This is a genomic window from Devosia sp. YIM 151766 (genome assembly GCF_030285925.1).
Classification (GTDB): domain Bacteria; phylum Pseudomonadota; class Alphaproteobacteria; order Rhizobiales; family Devosiaceae; genus Devosia.
Map to the genome: position 1 here is coordinate 2,910,954 of NZ_CP127251.1, position 21,333 is coordinate 2,932,286.

Sequence of the window (21,333 nt, forward strand, 5' to 3'; positions counted from 1 at the left end):
AGTTTGTCGCCAGATGAGTGCCAATCAGCCCCTCGCGCCCTATCGCCGCGTCACCATCAAGATCGGCTCGGCCCTCCTGGTCGACAAGGCCGGCCAATTGCGCGCCGACTGGCTCGCCGGCCTGGCCGAGGATATCGCCGCGCTCAAGGCCGAGAACCGCGAGATCGTCATCGTTTCCTCCGGCGCCATCGCCCTGGGCCGCTCCCTGCTCGGCCTCTCGGCCACCACGCTGACATTGGAACAGAGTCAGGCCGCGGCCAGCGCCGGCCAGATTGCCCTGTCCCAGGCCTGGGCCGCGGCGCTGGGCCGGCACGGCATCGTCACCGGCCAGATTCTCATCACCCCCAATATCACCGAGGAGCGCCGCTACTTCCTCAATGCCCGCACCACGATCCGCACCCTTTTGGGGCTGGGGGCCATTCCCATCATCAACGAGAATGACAGCGTCGCCACCGCCGAGATCCGCTATGGCGACAATGACCGCCTCTCGGCCCGCGTCGCCACCATGATCGAGGCGGACCTCCTGGTCCTGCTCTCCGATATCGACGGGCTCTATACCGCCCCGCCGGCCAAGGACCCCGACGCCGTCCATATTCCGCTGGTCGAGGCCATCACCCCGGCCATCGAGGCCATGGCCGGCGGCGCCGCGAGCCATCTGTCGCGCGGCGGCATGACCACCAAGGTCGAGGCCGGCAAGATCGCCACCCTGGCCGGCACCGCCATGATCATCGCCAAAGGCACCGAGCCCCATCCGCTCGCCACCCTGACGGCGGGCGGCAAGCACACCCTGTTCCACGCCGCCACCGGGCGCGCCCAGTCGCGCAAGCGCTGGATCATGGGTACGCTCGCCGTGGCCGGAAGCGTCCAGATCGATGGCGGCGCCGTGCGCGCCCTCAAGCAGGGCCGCTCGCTGCTGCCGGTCGGCGTCACCCGCATCGCCGGCAATTTTCAACGCGGCGACACCATCGCTATTATCGCCCCCGATGGCCGCGAGATTGCCCGGGGCCTGTCCGGTCTCGACAGTGCCGATGCCCGCCGCGTCATGGGCCGGCAGAGCGACACCATCACCGCCCTGCTCGGCGCGGACAGCCGTTCCGAGCTGGTGCATCGCGACAATCTGGTGCTGCTCGGCGCCAAGGAGGAAGTGGAACCATGAACGCTCTCGACCAACAGGCTGCGACCATTCCCGCTTTGATGGCCGAAATCGGCCGCAACGCCCGCATCGGCGCGCGGGCGCTCGCCATCGCCACCCCCGAGCAGAAGCGCACCGCCCTGCTCACCGCCGCCGGCGCCATCAATGCCCATCGCCGGAAAATCCTCGCCGCCAATGAACTCGACATGGCGGCGGCGAAGGAAAAGGGCATTTCCGGCGCTTTCCTCGACCGTCTGCTGCTCAATGATGCCCGCATCGACGGCATTATCGAGGCGGTGACCATTATCGCCGAACTGCCCGATCCGGTCGGCGCGACGATTGCCGAATGGGATCGGCCCAATGGCCTGCATATCGAGCGCGTCCGCACTCCGCTCGGCGTCATCGGCGTCATCTTCGAGAGCCGTCCCAATGTCACCGCCGATGCCGGGGCGCTGTGCATCAAATCGGGCAATGCCGTGATCCTGCGCGGCGGCTCCGACAGCTTCCACTCGTCCCGCGCCATCGTCGACTGCCTGCTCGATGGCCTGCACCTGGCCGGCCTGCCCACGGAATGCGTGCAATTGGTGCCGGTCACCGACCGCGCGGCGGTGGGCGAGATGCTCAAGGGCCTCGATCACCATATCGACGTCATCGTGCCGCGCGGCGGTAAGTCGCTGGTCGCCCGCGTCCAGTCCGAGGCGCGGGTGCCGGTCTTCGCTCATCTCGAAGGCCTGGTCCATGTCTATATCGACAAGAGCGCCGACCTCGACAAAGCCGTCGCCATCACCCTCAACGCCAAGATGCGCCGCACCGGCATTTGCGGCGCCGCCGAGACGCTGCTGGTCCACAAGGACGTCGCCGCCACCCATCTCCGGCCCATCATCGAAGCCTTGATCGCCAAGGGCTGCGAAATTCGCGGCGACGAAACCGTCATGTCGATGATCCCCGAGGCCAGCGCCGCGTCGGAACAGGACTGGAAGACCGAATATGAAGAGGCCATCATCGCGGTGAAAATCGTCGACAGCCTCGAAGCGGCCATTGCCCATATCGAGCATTATTCCAGCCACCATACCGAAGCCATCATCGCCGAGGACCCGGCCGCCGTCGAAAAATTCTTCAATGAAATCGACTCGGCCATTCTCGTGCACAACGCCTCCACCCAATTCGCCGATGGCGGCGAATTCGGCTTCGGCGGCGAAATCGGCATCGCCACCGGCAAAATGCATGCCCGCGGCCCGGTCGGCGTCGAACAGCTCACCAGCTTCAAATACCGCGTCCGCGGCAACGGACAATTGCGGCCTTGAGCCGTTCCGCCAGCAGCCCTGCCGACGATCGGCGCCTTTCCCTTGAGATGGAGGGTTTACATCGGGCAGTTCGCATCAAGTTGACTCCGGACGTGAGGCCCTTCGCCCCCTCCCCCTTGAGGGGAGGGTCGGGGAGGGGGTGCTGCGGTTCCTGCACATCCGGGAGCCTCGCCCCCGCTCCGCCACCCCCACCCTCAATCCCTCCCCTCAAGGGGGAGGGAGGCGCAGGAACCGCCAATCCTGTGGCCGAAGCAAACTGCCAATGTAAACAATTCCCCTCAAGGCGAAGTCTGAACCGGGCCCGCATTCCATCTCGCACCCGCTGCCATATCTCTCCCGGCGTCACCCCCGCGAAAGCGGGAGCCTCGGTTCTGGTCACAGCGCTTCCCGCATTCGCGGCAATGACCCGGTGGCCGAGCCCACCGATCAACCCGGCAAACCATCCATGAGCGCCATTCCCGGCATCACCGAATTGCCCCCCTCCGCCGCCGGCATGCGCATTGGTCTGTTCGGGGGCAGCTTCAATCCCATTCATGACGGGCACCTGCTGGTCATGGAGGAAACGCTGCGCCGTCTCCAGCTCGACGCGCTCTGGGTGCTCGTCACCCCCGGCAACCCGCTCAAGAACAATTCCGGCCTGCCCTCGCTGGAGCAGCGGGTCCGCGCCGCCAGGGCCCGCATCACCCATCCGCGCATCCGCGTCACCGGCTTCGAGGCCGCCAGGGGCTTTGCCTATACCTGGCAGACCATCCGCTTCCTGACCCGCACCCTGCCCGACCGGCGCTTCGTCTGGATCATGGGCGCCGACAGCCTCGCCGATTTCCACCGCTGGGAACGCTGGCGCGATATCGCCGCCATGATCCCCATCGCCGTCTATGTCCGGCCCGGGGTCGGCCGGCGGGCCCTGGCCTCCCGGGCCGCGGCAGCGCTCGACCATGCCCAGCTCGACGAAGCCGCCGGCCCGCTGCTCGCCCGGGCCAGGCCCCCCGCCTGGATCTATCTGCAAGGCAAGCAATCCATGCTGTCGTCCAGCTCGATCCGGGCCGCAACCGGCACAAATTAAGCGTGATCGCCCCGCCACCTTGCGAAATGGCCGCCGAGGGGGCATATTCACCGGCAAGTGTGATCATTGTCACCGGAACAGGAACAGACGGCTTGCCGTTTTCACGACGCCGCAACATTCCGATCAACAACCAAGGATGCTTGACCTACGCATGACCCATGCCCGCGCATGGGCGGAAGGCCGTTTCTAATGGCCGCGCTGCCCGAAAACACCTCCGCCACTCCGGCCGCAATCGCCGGTCGGAAAACCCTGATCGACCTCATTCTCGACATTCTCGATGACGCCAAGGCCGAAGAGACGGTCGCGGTCGATATTACCGGCAAGTCCTCGCTGGCCGACCATATGGTCGTGACCTCGGGCCGCTCGCACCGCCATGTCGCCGCCATCGCCGACCAGGTGGTCACGGCCCTGCGCGACCATGGCCATGGCAAGCCCCGCGTCGAGGGCCTGCCGCATGCCGACTGGGTCCTGGTCGATGCCGGCGACGTCATTCTCCATATCTTCCGCCCCGAAGTGCGCGAATTCTACAATATCGAAAAGATGTGGCAGGCCGATTTCGCCGCCGACCAGCACTGATCGTCCCCCATGCGCGTCGCCATCGCCGCCGTGGGCCGCATGAAGAACGGGCCGGAGCGCGAGCTCGTGGCCCGTTATCTCGACCGTGCCGCGGCGGCGGGCCGGCCGCTGGCCTTGACCGGCTTCGCCATCGCCGAAACCTCCGAGTCCCGCGCCGGCTCGGCTTCGTCCCGCAAGCTTGAGGAAGCCCGCGCCCTCCGCGCCGCCCTGCCCGAGGGCGTGGTCGTGGCGCTGGACGAGCGCGGCCAGTCGCTGACCTCCGACGCCTTCGCCCATCGGCTCGGCCGCTGGCGCGACGATGGCCGCCCGGCGGTGAGCTTCGTCATCGGCGGCGCCGATGGCCTCGATCCCGAACTGGTCAAGGCGGCCGATCTGGTCGTCAGTTTCTCGCCCATGGTCTGGCCGCATCAACTCGTGCGCATCATGCTCGCCGAGCAACTTTATCGCGCCACTACCATATTGGCGGGCCATCCCTATCATCGCGGCGAATAGCGACGCTCAACGCTAACAATCCGCTACCCAATTCACGCTATGGTTAAGCAATGTTAACCGGCCATTTGCCCCCTGCTTGCTAAAGTGCCGTCACTGATTCGGGGAGCGCCCATGTCCTTGCCGCCGGCAAGCGTGATCAAGATCCTGCTGACCGGCCTGCTGCTTTGCGGGCTTGCCGGCGCGCCATCGCTCGCCCAGGGCGAGGCCGAACCCGTCGAGGCGGCGCCGGCCGAATTGCGGCCCGGCCTGCCGCTCGACCCGTCCCAAGCCGCTGAAGATACTGAAGATATTTCCGACGAGCCGGGTATGGCGACGGCCGAGAACAGCGCCTCCGATCTCGAACAGGTCGAATCCTCCCTGACCCTTAGCCGCGAGCGCATCGAGGCGCTCAAGGCCGAGATCGACGCCATGGAAGGCGATAGAATCCAGCAGAACGCCGCGCTCATCGCCGCCGGCCAGCGCGTCAAGCTGGCCGAAATCGAAGTGGCCGATATCGAGGAACGCCTGGCCGATCTCATCGTCCGCGAATTCGAAGTCCGCGGACGCCTCGATGGCGCCGACGCCGAAATCGCCAATGTTTTCGCGGCCTTGCAGCGGATTTCACTCAATCCGCCACCGGCGCTCATCGTCGATCCCGCCGACGCCCTGGGCTCAGCCCGCAGTGCCATGCTCATCGCCGCCATCGTCCCGCAATTGCGCCAAAGAGCCGATAGCGTCGCCACCGACCTCAAGGCCCTGACCGACATCAAGGCCGCGGCGCTGGCCGAGGAAGATATCCTCAAGGCCAATCACCAAGTGCTTGAAGAAGAACAGCTTCGCATCGCCACCCTGATCGCGGCCCGCAAGCAGGGCATCGCCCATATGAGCGCCGAGCTCGAAGCCGAGCAGGCCGAAGCCATGGCCCTGGCCGAACGCGCCGGCACCCTGCGCGAACTGATCGCCGCCTTGTCCGAACGGGTCGCCGCCGGCGCCACCGCTGCCCCCGCCAATACCGACCCGGACCTGCCGCAGCTATCGCGCGAAGCCATCGAACTGGCTTTCGCCGACAGCGCCCGCAGCCAGCCGGCCGTGCCCTTCCCCCTGGCCCGGGGCTATCTGGTGCAGCCGGCCAATGGCAGCCCCGCCATGAATTTCGGCGACAATGACGGCCGGGGCGGCATTGCCCAGGGCCAGTCGATCCTGACGCGCGCCGAGGCCCAGGTGCTCGCCCCCGCCGATGGCTGGGTGCTTTATAAGGGGCCTTACCTCAATTATGGCCAGATCGTCATTCTCAATACCGGCAATGGCTACACCGCCCTGCTGGCAGGGCTGGACGTCATCACCGCCGAAATCGGGCAATTCGTGCAAATGGGCGAGCCGCTGGGACTTATGGGATCACGCACAATTGGACGGACGGTCACCACCAATGCTGGTAACGACCAGCCGACCCTCTATATTGAACTCCGACAGAACAACGAGTCCTTCGATCCCGCCTTGTGGTGGGCAGACAACGAACAGACGGGATAATCTCTTCATGCGTTTCCCAATTCTTGGCGCCGCCGCCATTCTGGCGGTTTTGCTGGTGCCGGCTTCCGTGCTGATTGCCCAGGATCAGGCGCCCAATCCGGCGCCCGCCGAGGAAATTCCCGTCCCGCCCAATCCCACCGGCGAGGAGCCCGAACCCAGTGCCGCCGAAAAGGCCAGGGAACCGCGCGATCCGCTGGAAATCTATGCGGACCTCAACCTGTTCGGTGAGATTTTCGACCGCATCCGCGCCGAATATGTCGATCCGCCCGATGAAAAGGAGCTGATCCGCGCCGCCATCCAGGGCATGCTGACCTCGCTCGATCCCCATTCCGGCTATCTGCCGCCCTCCGATTACAACGAGACCCGCGAAGACATATCCGGCCAGTTCGGCGGCCTGGGCGTCGAGATCATCATGGAAGACCATCTGATCAGGGTCGTCTCCCCCATCGACGAAACCCCGGCGGCCCGGGCCGGCATCCTGACCAACGACCTGATCGTGGAGATCGACGGTCAGCCGGTTCAGGGCATGACCCAGGACGAAGCCGTCGATAAGATGCGCGGTCCGGTCAACACCAAGGTCACCATCACCATCATGCGCGAAGGGGTCGCCGACCCTCTGGAATTCGAGCTGACCCGCGGCATCATCTCGATGCGCGCCGTCCGCTGGTCCATGGAAGACGACGTGGCGCTTCTGCGCCTGTCCCGTTTCTCCGAACAGGCCTTTGTCGGCATCGAGCGCGCCGTCGAAGCCATCTATGACGAACGCGATGGCGTCCCGCCCAAGGGCATCATTCTCGACTTGCGCAACAATCCCGGCGGGCTCGTGGATCAATCCGTCTATGTGGCCGATGCCTTCCTCAATCGCGGCGCCGTGGTGCTGACCCGTGGCCGCACCGAAAGCGAAAGCGCCCGCTACGACGCCATGCCCGACGAACTCGACGCCCAACTCGCCGATGTGCCCATGGTCGTCTTGATCAATGGCGGCTCCGCTTCGGCCTCCGAGATCGTCGCCGGCGCCCTGCAGGATCACAAGCGGGCCACGGTCGTGGGCACCCGCTCCTTCGGCAAAGGCTCGGTCCAGTCCATCATCTCGCTGGGTCCGGACGGCGCCATGCGGCTGACCACGGCGCGCTATTACACGCCCAATAACCGGTCGATCCAGGCGCTCGGCATCACCCCGGATATCGAGGTCAAGCAGGTGGTGCCCGAGGAATTCCAGGGTCGCGACGAGATCATCGGCGAGGCCGGCCTGGCCGGCCACATCACTATCGAGGGCCAGGAGGAATCCACTGTCGGCTCCTCCGTCTATGTGCCGGTGGAACAGACCGAGGATGCGCAATTGCAATATGCTCTTCGCCTGATCAACGGCGAGGAGACCGACCCGGCCTATCCGCCCCGTGCGGAGTGAGCGCCGGGCCGCTTCCCGAATACGCCATGGACCGGACATCCGGCCCCTGGTCTGTGATAAACCGCTAAAAAGGCAGTTGCGGAACGTTCATGGCCAATGATCTGTCCACGCCATTGACCGGGCGCAAGCGCCGGAAAAAGCACCGCGCCGGGCCTTTTCACTTCCCGCTGGCGCGGCTGCTGTTTCTGGCGATCGTCCTGATCCTGGGCGGCGCGGCCTTGCGCATCGCCCTGGTCGAGGACCCCGAGGGCGGCCGGCCCAGCCTCGATGTCGCCATCACCTCCACTCGCGACGGCAATGTCATCGCCAACAATGTCGCCAGCGGCCCCGCCACGATCACTGCCGATCCCCAGCAATTCCCCGCCGGGGACAGCCCGGACGCCGCAATCCCGCCGCCGCCGCTTGATGGCGCGGCCAGCCAGGCCCGGGACCATTCCGGCATCCTGCCCGACCTGAGCGAGGAGACGGCCAATGGCCCCATTCCCCGCATGTCCAATGCCGGCCTGACCCCATTCCTTGCCTATCGCCGGCCGGTGCCGGCCCTGGCGGAAGACGCTCCCCGCATCGCCATCATCATCACCGGCCTCGGCATCAATGAGCAGGGCTCGCTCGACGCCATCGACGCCCTGCCCGACGACGTCACCCTGGCCTTCGCGCCCTATGGCCGCTCGCTGAGCCAGACGGTGGCCTCCGCCCGCGCCGCCGGGCACGAGGTCATGCTCGAAGTGCCCATGGAGCCCTTTGACTATCCACAAAACGATCCGGGGCCGCATACGATCCTGACCGGCGAGACGCCGCGGGCCAATCTTGAAAAGCTGTTCTGGCTCATGGCCCGTTTCGGCGGCTATTTCGGCGTCATCAACAATATGGGGGCGCGCTTCACCGCCTCGGCCGCCGACATGGCGCCGATCCTCGAAGAATTCGGCGCCAGGGGCATTGGCTATATCGACGATGGCGGCTCCAACCGCTCCGTCGCCGCGCAATTGGCCGGCGCCAACAAGGTGCCCTTCGCCCGCGCCAGCCTGATGGTGGACGCCAATCCCGCCCGCGCCTCCATTCTCGCGGCCCTGGCCAGCCTTGAGGCCCAGGCCATGGATGCGGGCAGCGCTATTGGCATTGTCAGCGCCTTGCCCATATCGGTGCAGACAGTGTCCGAATGGGCGCGGGAACTCGACGCCAGGGGCATTGCCCTGGTGCCGGCCAGCGCCCTGATGCAGTAAAGGTGCTCCGCCATGTCCAGCCGGCCCGACCGTGAATCCCTGCCCTATCGCGATTGCGTGGGCATTGCCGTGTTCAATCCCCAAGGCAAGGTCTTTATCGGCCACCGCAAGGCCGAGGGCGATCCCGATCAGTCGGCCAGGCTCGGCCATGCCTGGCAAATGCCCCAGGGCGGCATCGACAAGGGCGAGGACCCGCTGCGCGCCGCGCTGCGCGAACTGCACGAGGAAACCAGCATCACCTCGGTCAGCCTCCTGGCCGAGGCGCCCGAATGGATCTATTACGACCTGCCCGAGGCGCTGTTGGGCACCAGCTTCAAGGGCGGCTATCGCGGCCAGCGCCAGCGCTGGTTCGCCTTCGCCTTTACCGGCTCCGAGGACGAGATCGAAGTGGACGCCCCCGGCGGCGGCAAGTTTGCCGCCGAATTCAACGCCTGGCGCTGGGAAAATCTCAGCCATACACCGTCGCTGATCGTACCCTTCAAGCGTCAGGCTTATGAAAAAGTCGCTGCCGCCTTCGCCGATATCCCGCGCCGCTTCGCCCCGCCTCAGCCATGAAGACCATCGGGCTCATCGGCGGCATGAGTTGGGAATCGACGGCCCATTACTATCGTGTGCTCAATCGGGAAACCGCCACGCGTCTCGGCGGGCTGCATTCGGCGCCGCTGCTCGTCCATTCCCTCGATTTCGCCCCCATCGCCAAGATGCAGGCCGAGGGCCAATGGGATGTGGCCGGACGCGAACTCAACGCCGCGGCGCTGGGGCTCCAGCAGGCCGGCGCCCAGCTGCTGGGTCTGGCCACCAATACCATGCATGTGGTCGCCGATCTGGTGACCGAGGGGATCGCCATTCCCTTCATCCACATCGCCGACCCCACCGCCGATGCCCTGCTCGCCGACGGCTATGACACGATCGGCCTGCTGGGCACGCGCTTCACCATGGAAATGGCTTTCTACAAGGACCGCCTGGCGGCGCGCGGTCTCGGCGTGCTGGTGCCGGAGGTGGAGCGCACCAATCTCGACGGCATCATCTATGAGGAACTCTGCAAGGGCATATTGCGCGAGCAATCGCGGCGCATCTATGTGAACGCCATCGAGCGCCTCGCCGCGCGCGGCGCCCAGGCGGTGATTCTCGGCTGCACCGAAATCGGCATGCTGATCGATGACAGCGTCAGCCCGCTGCCCTGCTACGACACCACCGACCTGCATGCCCGTGCCCTGGTCAGCGCGGCTTTGGCGTAGCGGTCACAAACCGCAAACGCCAGGCCGATGGCGCCCTTCTCCCGGCGCCTCATCCCAAACGAAAGGCCGCCTCCAATGGAAGCGGCCTTGCGGTCAAGCGGCGCAGCGGCGGCGATCAGTGGACATGGGCCCCGTCGATATGCTGGGCTTCCATGGCGAGGTTGAGCAGGGCCGAAACCACTTCCTGCGCATAGGATTTATCCTCGGGGGTCCCGGCGCGGTTGAGCTCTTCCTCGGCCGCCTTGATCTGCGCCTGCAGATCGGCATGGTCGAATTCGGTGAAGGGCACCGATTGCTCGGCCAGGATGGTCAGCCCGCTCGGCGAAACGTCGGCGAAGCCGCCCTTGACGAAATAGACCTGGGCGACGCCGCCATCCCGGGCCACGGTGATGAAGCCGGGCTTCAGCGTCGTCATGAACGGCGCGTGATCGTGCATGACGGTGAAATAGCCTTCGGTCCCCGGCACCGTCACCGCCTGCGCCACTTCCGACAGCACCAGCCGTTCGGGCGACACGATCTCGATCTTGAGGCCTTCAGCCATGTTCTTGGTCCTTTGGCAACAGAGCCCGAATAATCATCCGGGCTCCTTGACGAGATGGCAGGCCGCCGCGGCGGCCCTGCCGGATTTTAGGCGGCCTGGGCGGCCAGCTTCTGCGCCTTGGCGACGGCATCGTCGATGGTGCCGACCATGTAGAAGGCCGCTTCCGGAAGATGGTCGTAATCGCCGGCCACCAGACCCTTGAAGCCCTTGATGGTGTCTTCCAGCGCCACGAACACGCCCGGCGTGCCGGTGAACACTTCGGCCACGTCGAAGGGCTGGCTCATGAAGCGCTCGATCTTGCGGGCACGGGCCACGGTCAGCTTGTCCTCTTCGGACAGCTCGTCCATGCCCAGAATGGCGATGATGTCCTGCAGGGCCTTGTACTTCTGCAGGATCGCCTGCACGTCGCGGGCCACTTCATAATGGTCCTGGCCCACGGTCAGCGGATCGAGAATACGCGAATTGGAGGCCAGCGGGTCCACGGCCGGATAGATGCCCTTTTCCGAAATCGCGCGGTTGAGCACGGTCACGGCGTCGAAGTGGGCAAAGGAGGTGGCCGGGGCCGGGTCGGTCAAGTCGTCGGCCGGCACATACACGGCCTGCACCGAGGTGATCGAGCCCTTATTGGTGGTGGTGATGCGCTCCTGCATCGCGCCCATATCGGTGGCCAGCGTCGGCTGATACCCCACGGCGGAGGGGATGCGGCCCAGCAGTGCCGACATTTCGGCGCCGGCCTGGGTGAAGCGGAAGATGTTGTCGACGAAGAACAGCACGTCCTGGCCCTGGTCGCGGAAATTCTCGGCGATGGTGAGGCCGGTCAGCGCCACGCGGGCACGGGCGCCGGGAGGCTCGTTCATCTGGCCGAACACCAGTGCGCATTTGGAACCGGCGGTCGAGCCGTCATGCGCCTTGGGGTCCTTGTTCACCCCCGATTCGATCATTTCGTGGTAAAGGTCATTGCCTTCGCGGGTGCGTTCGCCGACGCCGGCAAAGACCGAATAACCGCCATGCGCCTTGGCGACGTTGTTGATCAGTTCCTGGATCAGCACCGTCTTGCCCACGCCGGCGCCGCCCATCAGGCCGACCTTGCCGCCACGTGCATAGGGGGCGATCAGGTCCACCACCTTGATGCCGGTGACCAGAACCTGGCTTTCCGGGTTCTGTTCGGCGAAAGCCGGTGCATCCTGGTGGATTTCGCGCTTGGCTTCACCCGAGATCGGGCCGGCCTCGTCGATCGGCTCGCCGATGACGTTCATGATGCGGCCCAGGGTCGCTTCCCCGACGGGAACGGTGATGGCGGTGCCCAGATCGGTCACTTCGGCGCCGCGCACCAGGCCTTCGGTGGTGTCCATGGCGATGGCGCGCACGGCGTTTTCGCCCAGGTGCTGGGCAACTTCCAGCACCAGGCGCTGGCCGTTATTGGTGGTTTCAAGTGCGTTCAGGATGGCGGGCAGGTGACTGTCGAACACCACGTCAACGACGGCGCCAATGACCTGCGAAACGCGACCGGCCTTCTTTTCTGCCATTTGTTCGTCCTCGCTGATGGGTTAGAGCGCTTCGGCGCCCGAGATGATTTCGATGAGTTCTTTGGTGATCTGGGCCTGCCGCTGGCGGTTATAGCTCAGTTGCAGCGCATTGATCATTTCGCCGGCATTGCGGGTCGCATTGTCCATGGCGGACATCTGCGCCCCGTAGAACGAGGCGGAATTTTCGAGCAGCGCCCGCAGCACCTGCACGCTGATATTGCGCGGCAGCAGGTCCTCGACGATCGCTTCTTCGCTCGGCTCGTATTCGTAAGGCACCGCGGCAGCGGCCACTTCGCCCTCGCCTTCGGTCTTTTCCAGCTTGGCCGGGATGATCTGCTGGGCCGTCGGCACCTGGCTGATCACGCTGCCGAACTTGGCGAAGAACAGCGTCGCCACGTCGAATTCGCCGGCGGCGAACAGGGCCAGCACCTTTTCCGCGACCAGCTGGGCCTGGGTGAAGCCCACCTGCTTGATCTCGCGGAAATTGAACGTGTCCACGATCAGTTCCGAATATTGCCGGCGCAGGATATCGTGACCCTTGCGGCCCACGGTCAGGATCTTGACCGTCTTGCCCTGGCTGATCAGCTTCTGGGCATGTTCGCGCGCCAGGCGGGCAATGGAGGAGTTGAAGCCGCCCGCCAGGCCGCGCTCGCCGGTGGCGACCACCAGCAGATGCACCTGGTCCTTGCCAGTGCCGCCGAGCAGCACCGGGGCGTTTTCCTGCCCGTCATAGACCGCGCCGAGCGCTGCCAGCACCTCGCCCATGCGTTCGGCATAGGGGCGAGCGGCTTCCGCAGCTTCCTGGGCGCGACGGAGCTTGGCCGCCGCCACCATCTGCATGGCCTTGGTGATCTTCTGGGTCGATCTGACCGAGTCGATCCGGTTCTTGAGGTCCTTTAGCGACGGCATTGCCTGTCGTCTCCTTCAGGGCTTAAGCCGCGTAGGTCTTCTTGATCTCGTCCAGAGCCGACTTCAGCTTGGCGCGGGTGTCGTCGCTCAACGCCTTGTCGGTGGCGATGGTCGAGAGCAGGTCGGCATGCTTAGAGCGCAGATTGCTCAGCACGTGCTTTTCGAAATCCTGCACCTTGTCGACCGCGATCGAGTCCAGATAGCCCTCGCCGCCGGCAAAGATCACCGCCACCTGCTCTTCGGTCTTGAGCGGGCTGAACTGCGGCTGCTTGAGCAGCTCGGTCAGGCGCGCCCCGCGATTGAGCAGGCGCTGGGTCGCGGCGTCGAGGTCGGAACCGAACTGGGCGAAGGCCGCCATTTCGCGATATTGCGACAACTCGCCCTTCAGCGAGCCGGCAACCTGCTTCATCGCCTTGACCTGTGCCGAAGAGCCCACGCGGCTCACTGACAGACCTACGTTCACCGCCGGGCGGATGCCCTGGAAGAACAGGTTGGTTTCGAGGAAGATCTGGCCATCGGTGATCGAGATCACATTGGTCGGAATATAGGCCGACACGTCATTGGCCTGGGTCTCGATGACCGGCAGCGCGGTGAGCGAACCCAGACCATGGTCTTCGTTCAGCTTGGCGGCGCGCTCGAGCAGGCGGGAATGCAGGTAGAACACGTCGCCCGGATAGGCTTCGCGACCGGGCGGACGACGCAGCAACAGGCTCATCTGGCGATAGGCCACGGCCTGCTTGGTCAGATCGTCATAGGCGATCACGGCATGCATGCCATTGTCGCGGAAGAACTCGCCGATGGTGCAGCCGGTGAAGGGCGCGATATATTGCAGCGGCGCCGGGTCGGAGGCGGTTGCGGCGATGACCACCGAATATTGCAGCGCGCCGGCTTCTTCGAGCTGCTTGACGAACTGGGCCACCGTCGAGCGCTTCTGCCCGATGGCGACATAGATGCAATAGAGCTTCTCGGTTTCCGACGCATTGGCGTCATGCGCGGCCTTCTGGTTGAGGAAGGTGTCGAGAATGATGGCGGACTTGCCGGTCTGACGGTCACCGATGATCAGCTCGCGCTGGCCACGGCCGATCGGGATCAGCGCGTCGATGGCCTTGAGGCCGGTGGACATCGGCTCATGCACCGACTTGCGCGGCAGGATGCCCGGCGCCTTGACGTCGACGCGGCGGCGCTCGCTATGCTCGATCGGGCCCTTGCCGTCGATCGGATTGCCGAGACCGTCGACCACGCGGCCGAGCAGGCCCGGGCCCACGGGGGTGTCGACGATGGCGCCGGTGCGCTTGACGACGTCGCCTTCCTTGATGGAGCGGTCATTGCCGAAGATCACCACGCCGACATTGTCGGTTTCGAGGTTCAGCGCCATGCCCTTGATGCCGCCGGGAAATTCGACGAGCTCGCCGGCCTGCACATTGTCGAGGCCATAGACGCGGGCGATGCCGTCACCGACCGAGAGCACCTGGCCGACCTCGGAAACCTGGGCTTCCTGTCCGAAATTCTTGATCTGGTCCTTGAGGATCGCAGAGATTTCCGCGGCTTTGATGTCCATTATCCGACCTCTTTCATGGCGATCTTCATCGCAGCGAGTTTTGTCTTGAGCGAAGAGTCGATCATCTGGCTGCCGACCTTCACCTGAAGGCCGCCGATCAGCGAGGGATCAACGAATTGATTGAGCGTGACGGTCTTGCCCAGCTTGGCCTTCAGCGTTTCGGCCAATGCCTTGGCCTGCGCATCGGTGAGCGGGGCCGCCGAGGTCACCTCGGCATGGGTCTCGCCACGGCCGGCGGCGGCCAGTTCGCGAAAGGCCACGATGATCTGGTCCAGCGCGAACAGGCGCCCATTGCGCGCCACGATCCGCAGGAAATTGCCGACCAGCGGATTGACCTTGGCCTTGCCCAGAACGGCATCGAGCGCCGAGGCCTTGATGTCGCCGGGAATGACCGGGGAGCGGAGATAGCGGGAGAAATCCTCGCTTTCACCGATCAGCCGGGAAATATCGGAAAGCCCGGTTTCCACCTGGGCCAGTTGATTCTCGCCCTTGGCGAGATCGAACAGCGCCGACGCATATGGCCGCGCGATCTGGGTAAGCACTGAATTCTGCGCTGCCAATGCCGCTTCACCCTTTAATTTGGCCGGCCCCTGGACTGGCTCCGTTTGCTGGAGCCCGGGCGGGTTTTTGTAGCTTGGACGTGCTCGGAAACGGGGTTCGAGCCGGACCCCCTGAAAGTCGCGCTCGCTCTAACACAGGCCAAGCCGGCCATGCAAGGCTTGCGGAGGTGATTCAAATGTGTCGAAAGTGTCGCAGGGCCCGCCGCCCCGGAATGCCGGGACCCGGCTCGGCAACAGGGGAGCGGAATATCGCGCCAAAAGACTTGTGCGAAGAATAATATGGCCATCTAATGGGCCCTGAACCCTGAGAGGTTCTCCAATAAGGCCGCAAACAAACGACCAATGGGAAGGAAGATACATCATGAAGCACTTTTTAGCACCGGCTCTGGCTGCTACCGCGATGCTCGCTAGCGCCATGCCTGCCGCTGCCCAGCAGCAGCAATTCGTCACCATCGGCACTGGCGGCGTTACCGGCGTCTATTATGCTGCCGGTGGTGCGATCTGCCGCCTGATGAACGAAACCCGTGCCGACCATGGCTTCCGCTGCTCGGTGGAATCCACGGCTGCCTCGGTTTACAACCTCAATGCCATCCGCCAGGGCGAGCTCGATTTCGGCGTCACCCAGTCGGACGTGATGTATTATGCCGTCAATGGCGAGGTCGACTTTGCCGAGCAGGGCCCCTGGGATGGCATGCGCGCCGTGTTCTCGCTGCATCCCGAGCCGTTCACCCTGGTCGCCCGCGCCGATGCCGGCATCGAGAATTTCGAGGACCTGGCGGGCAAGCGCGTCAATATCGGCGCCCCCGGTTCGGGCACCCAGACCTCGATGGACATCATCCTTGACGGCGTCGGCATGAGCCGCGACGACTTCGCCCTGACCTCCGAACTGCGTCCGGACGAGCATGGCCCGGCCCTGTGCGACAACCAGATCGACGCCTTCTTCTATGGCGTGGGCCACCCTTCGGCCAATATCGCCGACCCGACCACGACCTGCGGCGCGCAGCTGGTCTCGATCCAGGGCGATTTCGTCGACACTCTCGTCGATGAAAATCCCTATTACGCCTATGCCACCATTCCGGGCGGCACCTATTCCAACAACCCGGAAGACACGCAGACTTTCGGCGTTCTGGCCGCCTTGGCCGTGTCCGAAGACACCTCCGAAGACGCCGTCTATGCTCTCGTCAAGGCCGTGTTCGACAATTTCGACGCGTTCAAGGCGCTGCATCCGGCCTTTGGCAATCTGCAGGAGCAGAACATGGTCGTTGACGGCCTCTCCGCTCCCCTGCATCCGGGCGCCGAGCGTTATTATAACGAGCGTGGCTGGCTGTAAGGCTCCGCACTGATCCAGTGACTTTTCGGCGACCCGGTAACGGGCCGCCGCTTTTCTTGTTCTGCCTTGGCCGCGATCCATGGGAGCTGCACTGATGACGAACGCGCAAGCCAATACCTCTTCGCAATCGCCCGCCAGCACGGAGGACCTTGCCAGGATCGTCGCCGAAGCCGATACCGGCGGACGCATGCCGCGCAGCCGCCCGGCGCAGATCGTGCTGTTCGTCGTGCCGCTGCTCTGGGCGCTGTTCCAGCTCTGGTACGCCTCGCCCCTGCCGTTCCAATTGCGCTTCGGCGTCTTCAACGCCACCGAAGCCCGGGCCATCCATCTGGCTTTCGCCCTGTTTCTGACCTTTGCCGCCTTCCCCGCCACCAAAAATTCGCCGCGCGACTACATCCCCTGGTATGAATGGGGTCTGGGCCTCATCGCCGCCGGCTGTTCCGCCTATATCTTCGTCTTCCAGGGCGAATTGGCGCGCCGTCCCGGCCTGCCGACCATGCTCGATATCGGCGTTGCCATTGTCGGCATGCTGATGCTGCTCGAAGCGGCGCGCCGCTCGCTCGGCCTGGCCCTGCCCATCGTCGGCATCCTCTTTCTCTGCTATGCCTTTTTCGGCCCCTATCTGCCCGATCTCTTCGCCCATCGCGGCGCCTCCATCCCCCGTGCCGCCACCCAATATTGGCTGACCTCGGAGGGCGTGTTCGGCGTGGCCCTGGGGGTCTCGACCGCCTTTGTCTTCCTGTTCGTGCTGTTCGGCTCCCTGTTGGAAAAGGCCGGGGCCGGCAATTATTTCATCAAGGTCGCCTTCGCCATGCTGGGGCATTTCCGCGGCGGGCCGGCCAAGGCGGCAGTGCTCGGCTCGGCGGCGACCGGCCTGATTTCCGGCTCCTCGGTGGCCAATGTCGTCACCACCGGCACCTTTACCATCCCGCTGATGAAGCGGGTGGGCTATCCGCCGGTCAAGGCCGGCGCCATCGAGGTCTCGGCCTCGGTCAATGGCCAGATCATGCCGCCGGTCATGGGCGCGGCGGCCTTCCTCATCGCCGAATATGTCGGCATTCCCTATTCCGAAGTGGTCAAGCACGCCATCGTCCCGGCGCTTCTCACCTATATAGCGCTGTTCTATGTCGTCGACATCGAGGCGCGCCGGCACAATCTCAAGGGTCTCGAGCGCAAGCAGCACCGCTCCAATCTGATGAGTGCGGCTTTGTTCGGCATGACGGCGGCCGGTTTCGTCATTTTCTGCTGGCTGGTCGGCGTGGCCCTGGGCTGGACGCGGGAATTGTTCGGCACCGCCGCCACCTGGGGCGTGGCGCTCGGCAGCGCCCTGCTCTATCTCGTCCTCCTGGCCATCCGCTCGCGTTTCCCCGACCTGGCCGAGGACGATCCCAACAATCCCGACCTGGTCCTGCCCGATACGCTCAAAGTGGCGCCCACCGGCATTCATTATATCCTGCCGGTCTTCATCCTGGTCTGGTGCCTGATGGTCGAGCAATTGTCCCCCGGCCTGTCGGCCTTTTACGGCATCTGCGCGCTGATGGTGCTGGTGGTGACGCAAAAGCCGCTCATCGCCCTGTTCCGTGGCCAGACCAAGGTGTTTGGCGAACTCAAATCCGGTGTCCACGACCTGCTCGACGGGCTGGTCACCGGTTCGCGCAACATGATCGGCATCGGCATTGCCACCGCCGCGGCCGGCATCGTCGTCGGCACCGTCGCCCTGACCGGCGTTGGTCTGGTCATGACTGAAATCGTCATCTCGGTCTCGGGCGGCAATCTGCTGATCATGCTGCTGATGACGGCGTTGATCTGCATGGTGCTTGGCCTCGGCATGCCGACCACCGCCAATTATGTCGTCGTCGCCACGCTGATCGCGCCGGTTATCGTCGATGTGGCTTCTCTCAACGGCCTCGCCGTGGCGCTGGTGGCCGTGCATCTCTATGTCTTCTATTTCGGATTGATGGCCGACGTGACTCCGCCTGTCGGCCTCGCCTCCTTCGCAGCCTCGGCCATTTCGCGCGCCGATCCGGTGCGAACCGGCGTTCAGGCCTTCCGCTATGAGATGCGCACCGCCATCCTGCCGCTGATCTTCATCTTCAATCACCAATTGCTGTTGATCGGCGTCACCTCTTGGTGGGGCCTGGCCTTAACCGTCACCATGTCATTGATCGGCATGCTGATGTTCGTGTCGGTGACCCAGCAGATCTTCATTTCCCGCAGCCGCATCTGGGAAACGGCAATATTGCTGCTGGCCTGTTTCATGCTCTTCGTGCCCGGCCAGTTCATGGACCGGATTCTGCCCGGCACCCTGGATGCCCCGGCCGGCGACATCGTCACCCTGGCCGAACAGGTGCCCGAAAACGGCTTCCTGACGGTCGAGGTTTCCGGCTTCTCCGTGACCGGCGATGAATATCAGCGCGTCGTCCGCCTGCCGATGGGAGCGGAAGCCGACGGTGCCGCCCGCCTGTCCAATGCCGGTGTGCAAATCACCGAATTCGCCGGCCAGGTCCAGGTGCTCAATGTGCGTTTCCGCAGCCAGGCCGAACGGCTGGGGATCAATATTGGCGACAATGTGGAGCGCGTTCTGGTGGCCAATCCGGAGCGGCCGCCACAGGAACTGGTCTTCATCCCGGCCCTGCTCCTGATCACCGCCGTCGCCATGCTGCAATGGCGCCGCCGCGAATGGGACCAGCCGGGCATGCCCAGGAAACGCACCGTTCCCGCATGAAAATAACGCACCGGCGGGGCCCGCCGGTGCGTTCATGACCAGCTCACATGAAACTCATCGGGTCGATATCGATCTGCACCTTGAGGTCGCCCTTGGGCCTTTCCGCGCTGCCGAGCCAGAAGCGCATATAGCCGGACAGGTCGAAATCCTTGCCCGATTGCGCCAATAGCCGTACGCGGTGCCGGCCGCGGATCATGGCGACGGGCGCATCGGCCGGCCCATAGAGCCGCACCCCTTCGGCCATCGGCGCCGCCGATAGCAGGTGCCGCGCATGGGCCATGGCCCTGTGCTGTTCATTGGCCGAGACGATCAGCGCCGCCAGCCGCCCGAAAGGCGGCATGCCGCCGGCCTCCCGCGCCAGCAATTCCTGGGCGTAAAACGCCTCGCGGTCGCCGCTCACCATGGCCTGCATCACCGGATGGCCGGGATGATAGGTTTGCAGGAACGCCTTGCCGTGCCGGGAAGCGCGGCCGGCGCGCCCCGCCACCTGGGTCAGGATCTGGAAGGTCTTTTCGGCGGCCCGGGGATCGCCATGCGCCAGCCCCAGATCGGCATCGAGCACGCCGACCACCGAGAGCTTTTCGAAATGGTGCCCCTTGGACACCAATTGGGTGCCGATGATGAGATCGTATTCGCCGCGCTCGATTTCGGCGAAACGCTGACGCAATTGCGCATGGCTGCCCATATCGGTCGAAAGCAGCACCCGCCTGGCATCGGGAAACCGCGCCGCCGCTTCCTCGGCCACCCGCTCCACTCCCGGCCCGACGGCGACGAGGCTGTCGGCCTCCCCGCATTCGCCGCAGACGCTGGGCGTGCGCGTTTCATGCCCGCAATGATGGCACATGAGCACGCCCCGAAAGCGATGCTCCACCATCCAGGCCGAACAATCCGGGCACTGATATTGATGCCCGCAGGCGCGGCAAAGCGTCAGCGGCGCATAGCCCCGCCGGTTGAGGAACAAAAGCGCCTGCTCGCCCCGGTCGAGGGCGGCGAACACTTCGCGCGCCAGGGCCGGGGCGATCCACGCACCCTTTTCCGGCCCGTCCACCCGCATGTCGATGGCGGTGACGTCCGGCATGGCCGCCTCGGCGAAGCGGCTTTCCAGCCGCACATGTCCATAACGGCCGGCATTGGCATTGTTGCGCGATTCCACCGATGGCGTGGCCGAGGACAGCACCACCCGCGCCTTGGCCAGATTGGCCCGCACGATCGCCATGTCGCGGGCGTGATAGGTGAAACCGTCGGACTGCTTATAGGCCCCGTCATGCTCCTCATCGAGCACCAGCAGGCCCAGTTCGCGAAATGGCAGGAACAGCGCCGAGCGAGCGCCGACCACGGCCCGCACCGTGCCGTCCAGGACGCCGCGCCACACTTTGGCCCGCTGCACCGGGGTCATGTCCGAATGCCATTCGGCGGGCCTGGCGCCGAACCGCCTGGTGAAGCGCTCGATGAACGTATTGGTCAGCGCGATTTCCGGCAGCAGGATCAGCGCCTGCCTGCCCGCCCGCAAGCTGTCGGCCACCGCCTCGAAGAACACTTCCGTCTTGCCGCCGCCGGTCACGCCATCGAGCAGCGCCACTCCGAAACCATTGGCGTCGAGCGCCAGGATCTGCGCCAGCGCCCGCTGCTGCTCGGCATTGAGCTTGGCCGGATTGCCGTCCGCTTCGGGCGGCAAGACCACTGGCGGCGGCGGCATTTCGATGCGTTCCAGCGCCCCGGCCCGTTCCAGCCCGTCGATCACCGAGGGCGACACCCCCGCCGCCCCGATCAGCGCCGGTTTGGGCCAGGCCATGTCGTCCATCAAGGCATCGAGCACCCGCAACCGCGCCGGCGTCAGCTTTTCCGGCTCGTGCCCGGTGCGGCGATAGGCGATCACCGGCCGGGGCGCTTCCAGCGCCTCGGGCGAGCGCAGCACCCCGCGCAGCACCTGTCCCGGCGCCGCCAGCGTATAGCGCGCCACCCATTCCACCAGTGCCAGCAATTCCTCGGACAGAGGCGGCACGTCATAGGCATGGGCGATATCGCGCAGCCGGTTATGCGCCACCATATCCTTCGGCGCACCCCAGACCACGCCCAGAATCAGCCGCGGCCCCAGCGGCACCGCCACGATCGAACCACGGCCGACCGCCATGCCTTCGGGCACGCGATAGGAATAGGGGCCCTCGACGGCCACCCCGACCATGACCGCTACGATGTCCGGACCTGTCAGCATTTGTGCTTGTTCTGTTCGCATCCATGGCGCGCC

18 protein-coding genes are annotated in these 21,333 nt (G+C 65.0%); 12 read left to right on the forward strand and 6 right to left on the reverse strand.

Annotation, left to right across the window (positions count from 1 at the left end; all coding sequences use genetic code 11):
* Window positions 1–13: 13 nt before the first annotated feature.
* The 10 genes from proB (at window position 14) to O9Z70_RS14325 (ending at window position 9,939) form a co-directional block, all read left to right on the forward strand.
* Window positions 14–1,156: a glutamate 5-kinase gene (gene proB / locus O9Z70_RS14280; RefSeq protein ID WP_286020104.1), complete on the forward strand. Its 1,143-nt coding sequence runs from the start codon at window positions 14–16 to the stop codon at window positions 1,154–1,156.
* The gene (locus tag O9Z70_RS14285; protein WP_286020105.1) at window positions 1,153–2,436 is read left to right on the forward strand and encodes a glutamate-5-semialdehyde dehydrogenase; all 1,284 of its coding nucleotides are present in this window, start codon (window positions 1,153–1,155) and stop codon (window positions 2,434–2,436) included. Before proB ends, O9Z70_RS14285 begins: the two co-directional genes overlap by 4 nt.
* Before the next feature lie 445 nt (window positions 2,437–2,881).
* Window positions 2,882–3,499: a nicotinate-nucleotide adenylyltransferase gene (locus tag O9Z70_RS14290; RefSeq protein WP_286020106.1), complete on the forward strand. Its 618-nt coding sequence runs from the start codon at window positions 2,882–2,884 to the stop codon at window positions 3,497–3,499.
* Window positions 3,500–3,688: 189 nt separating this feature from the next.
* On the forward strand, window positions 3,689–4,075 hold the full coding sequence (rsfS, locus tag O9Z70_RS14295) for a ribosome silencing factor (RefSeq protein WP_286020107.1): 387 nt from the start codon (window positions 3,689–3,691) through the stop codon (window positions 4,073–4,075).
* Between the two features lie 9 nt (window positions 4,076–4,084).
* Window positions 4,085–4,567, forward strand: coding sequence for a 23S rRNA (pseudouridine(1915)-N(3))-methyltransferase RlmH (gene rlmH / locus O9Z70_RS14300; protein ID WP_286020108.1), 483 nt, complete (start codon window positions 4,085–4,087; stop codon window positions 4,565–4,567).
* Window positions 4,568–4,678: 111 nt separating this feature from the next.
* Window positions 4,679–6,073, forward strand: a complete 1,395-nt coding sequence (locus O9Z70_RS14305) for a murein hydrolase activator EnvC family protein (protein ID WP_286020109.1) — start codon at window positions 4,679–4,681, stop codon at window positions 6,071–6,073.
* A 7-nt stretch (window positions 6,074–6,080) separates the two neighbouring features.
* Window positions 6,081–7,481: a S41 family peptidase gene (locus tag O9Z70_RS14310; protein ID WP_286020110.1), complete on the forward strand. Its 1,401-nt coding sequence runs from the start codon at window positions 6,081–6,083 to the stop codon at window positions 7,479–7,481.
* Between the two features lie 89 nt (window positions 7,482–7,570).
* Window positions 7,571–8,701, forward strand: coding sequence for a divergent polysaccharide deacetylase family protein (locus tag O9Z70_RS14315; protein ID WP_286020111.1), 1,131 nt, complete (start codon window positions 7,571–7,573; stop codon window positions 8,699–8,701).
* Between the two features lie 12 nt (window positions 8,702–8,713).
* Window positions 8,714–9,256, forward strand: a complete 543-nt coding sequence (locus tag O9Z70_RS14320; protein ID WP_286020112.1) for an RNA pyrophosphohydrolase — start codon at window positions 8,714–8,716, stop codon at window positions 9,254–9,256.
* Window positions 9,253–9,939, forward strand: a complete 687-nt coding sequence (locus tag O9Z70_RS14325; protein WP_286020113.1) for an aspartate/glutamate racemase family protein — start codon at window positions 9,253–9,255, stop codon at window positions 9,937–9,939. Before O9Z70_RS14320 ends, O9Z70_RS14325 begins: the two co-directional genes overlap by 4 nt.
* Before the next feature lie 115 nt (window positions 9,940–10,054).
* Here O9Z70_RS14325 and O9Z70_RS14330 read toward each other — a convergent pair whose 3' ends face one another.
* From O9Z70_RS14330 to O9Z70_RS14350, 5 genes are all read right to left on the reverse strand, one after another.
* Complete coding sequence (locus tag O9Z70_RS14330; protein ID WP_286020114.1) at window positions 10,055–10,480, reverse strand: F0F1 ATP synthase subunit epsilon; 426 nt, start codon at window positions 10,478–10,480, stop codon at window positions 10,055–10,057.
* A gap of 86 nt (window positions 10,481–10,566) precedes the next feature.
* On the reverse strand, window positions 10,567–12,006 hold the full coding sequence (atpD, locus tag O9Z70_RS14335) for a F0F1 ATP synthase subunit beta (RefSeq protein ID WP_286020115.1): 1,440 nt from the start codon (window positions 12,004–12,006) through the stop codon (window positions 10,567–10,569).
* 21 nt (window positions 12,007–12,027) lie between these two features.
* Window positions 12,028–12,915: a F0F1 ATP synthase subunit gamma gene (locus tag O9Z70_RS14340; protein ID WP_286020116.1), complete on the reverse strand. Its 888-nt coding sequence runs from the start codon at window positions 12,913–12,915 to the stop codon at window positions 12,028–12,030.
* A 22-nt stretch (window positions 12,916–12,937) separates the two neighbouring features.
* Complete coding sequence (gene atpA, locus O9Z70_RS14345) at window positions 12,938–14,473, reverse strand: F0F1 ATP synthase subunit alpha (RefSeq protein WP_286020117.1); 1,536 nt, start codon at window positions 14,471–14,473, stop codon at window positions 12,938–12,940.
* Window positions 14,473–15,033 carry a F0F1 ATP synthase subunit delta gene (locus O9Z70_RS14350; RefSeq protein WP_286020118.1) on the reverse strand — a complete coding sequence of 187 codons (561 nt, stop codon included), beginning with the start codon at window positions 15,031–15,033 and terminating at the stop codon, window positions 14,473–14,475. The genes atpA and O9Z70_RS14350 overlap by 1 nt, the downstream gene beginning before the upstream one ends.
* Window positions 15,034–15,394: 361 nt before the next feature.
* Between O9Z70_RS14350 and O9Z70_RS14355 the strand changes: the two genes are divergently transcribed.
* Both O9Z70_RS14355 and O9Z70_RS14360 read left to right on the forward strand, forming a co-directional pair.
* Window positions 15,395–16,363, forward strand: coding sequence for a TAXI family TRAP transporter solute-binding subunit (locus O9Z70_RS14355; protein WP_286020119.1), 969 nt, complete (start codon window positions 15,395–15,397; stop codon window positions 16,361–16,363).
* Window positions 16,364–16,457: 94 nt separating this feature from the next.
* Window positions 16,458–19,088 (forward strand): TRAP transporter permease, encoded by a 2,631-nt coding sequence (locus O9Z70_RS14360; RefSeq protein WP_286020120.1) that lies wholly within the window; start codon window positions 16,458–16,460, stop codon window positions 19,086–19,088.
* Between the two features lie 43 nt (window positions 19,089–19,131).
* Here O9Z70_RS14360 and O9Z70_RS14365 read toward each other — a convergent pair whose 3' ends face one another.
* Window positions 19,132–21,300: a primosomal protein N' gene (locus tag O9Z70_RS14365; protein WP_286020121.1), complete on the reverse strand. Its 2,169-nt coding sequence runs from the start codon at window positions 21,298–21,300 to the stop codon at window positions 19,132–19,134.
* Window positions 21,301–21,333: the final 33 nt, after the last annotated feature.

What these genes read in the sequence shown, in the direction of transcription:
- proB (WP_286020104.1), top strand. Translation starts at nt 14, where the DNA reads ATGAGTGCCAATCAGCCCCTCGCGCCCTATCGCCGCGTCACCATCAAG.
- O9Z70_RS14285 (WP_286020105.1), top strand. Translation starts at nt 1,153, where the DNA reads ATGAACGCTCTCGACCAACAGGCTGCGACCATTCCCGCTTTGATGGCC.
- O9Z70_RS14290 (WP_286020106.1), top strand. Translation starts at nt 2,882, where the DNA reads ATGAGCGCCATTCCCGGCATCACCGAATTGCCCCCCTCCGCCGCCGGC.
- rsfS (WP_286020107.1), top strand. Translation starts at nt 3,689, where the DNA reads ATGGCCGCGCTGCCCGAAAACACCTCCGCCACTCCGGCCGCAATCGCC.
- rlmH (WP_286020108.1), top strand. Translation starts at nt 4,085, where the DNA reads ATGCGCGTCGCCATCGCCGCCGTGGGCCGCATGAAGAACGGGCCGGAG.
- O9Z70_RS14305 (WP_286020109.1), top strand. Translation starts at nt 4,679, where the DNA reads ATGTCCTTGCCGCCGGCAAGCGTGATCAAGATCCTGCTGACCGGCCTG.
- O9Z70_RS14310 (WP_286020110.1), top strand. Translation starts at nt 6,081, where the DNA reads ATGCGTTTCCCAATTCTTGGCGCCGCCGCCATTCTGGCGGTTTTGCTG.
- O9Z70_RS14315 (WP_286020111.1), top strand. Translation starts at nt 7,571, where the DNA reads ATGGCCAATGATCTGTCCACGCCATTGACCGGGCGCAAGCGCCGGAAA.
- O9Z70_RS14320 (WP_286020112.1), top strand. Translation starts at nt 8,714, where the DNA reads ATGTCCAGCCGGCCCGACCGTGAATCCCTGCCCTATCGCGATTGCGTG.
- O9Z70_RS14325 (WP_286020113.1), top strand. Translation starts at nt 9,253, where the DNA reads ATGAAGACCATCGGGCTCATCGGCGGCATGAGTTGGGAATCGACGGCC.
- O9Z70_RS14330 (WP_286020114.1), bottom strand. Translation starts at nt 10,480, where the DNA reads ATGGCTGAAGGCCTCAAGATCGAGATCGTGTCGCCCGAACGGCTGGTG.
- atpD (WP_286020115.1), bottom strand. Translation starts at nt 12,006, where the DNA reads ATGGCAGAAAAGAAGGCCGGTCGCGTTTCGCAGGTCATTGGCGCCGTC.
- O9Z70_RS14340 (WP_286020116.1), bottom strand. Translation starts at nt 12,915, where the DNA reads ATGCCGTCGCTAAAGGACCTCAAGAACCGGATCGACTCGGTCAGATCG.
- atpA (WP_286020117.1), bottom strand. Translation starts at nt 14,473, where the DNA reads ATGGACATCAAAGCCGCGGAAATCTCTGCGATCCTCAAGGACCAGATC.
- O9Z70_RS14355 (WP_286020119.1), top strand. Translation starts at nt 15,395, where the DNA reads ATGAAGCACTTTTTAGCACCGGCTCTGGCTGCTACCGCGATGCTCGCT.
- O9Z70_RS14360 (WP_286020120.1), top strand. Translation starts at nt 16,458, where the DNA reads ATGACGAACGCGCAAGCCAATACCTCTTCGCAATCGCCCGCCAGCACG.
- O9Z70_RS14365 (WP_286020121.1), bottom strand. Translation starts at nt 21,300, where the DNA reads ATGCTGACAGGTCCGGACATCGTAGCGGTCATGGTCGGGGTGGCCGTC.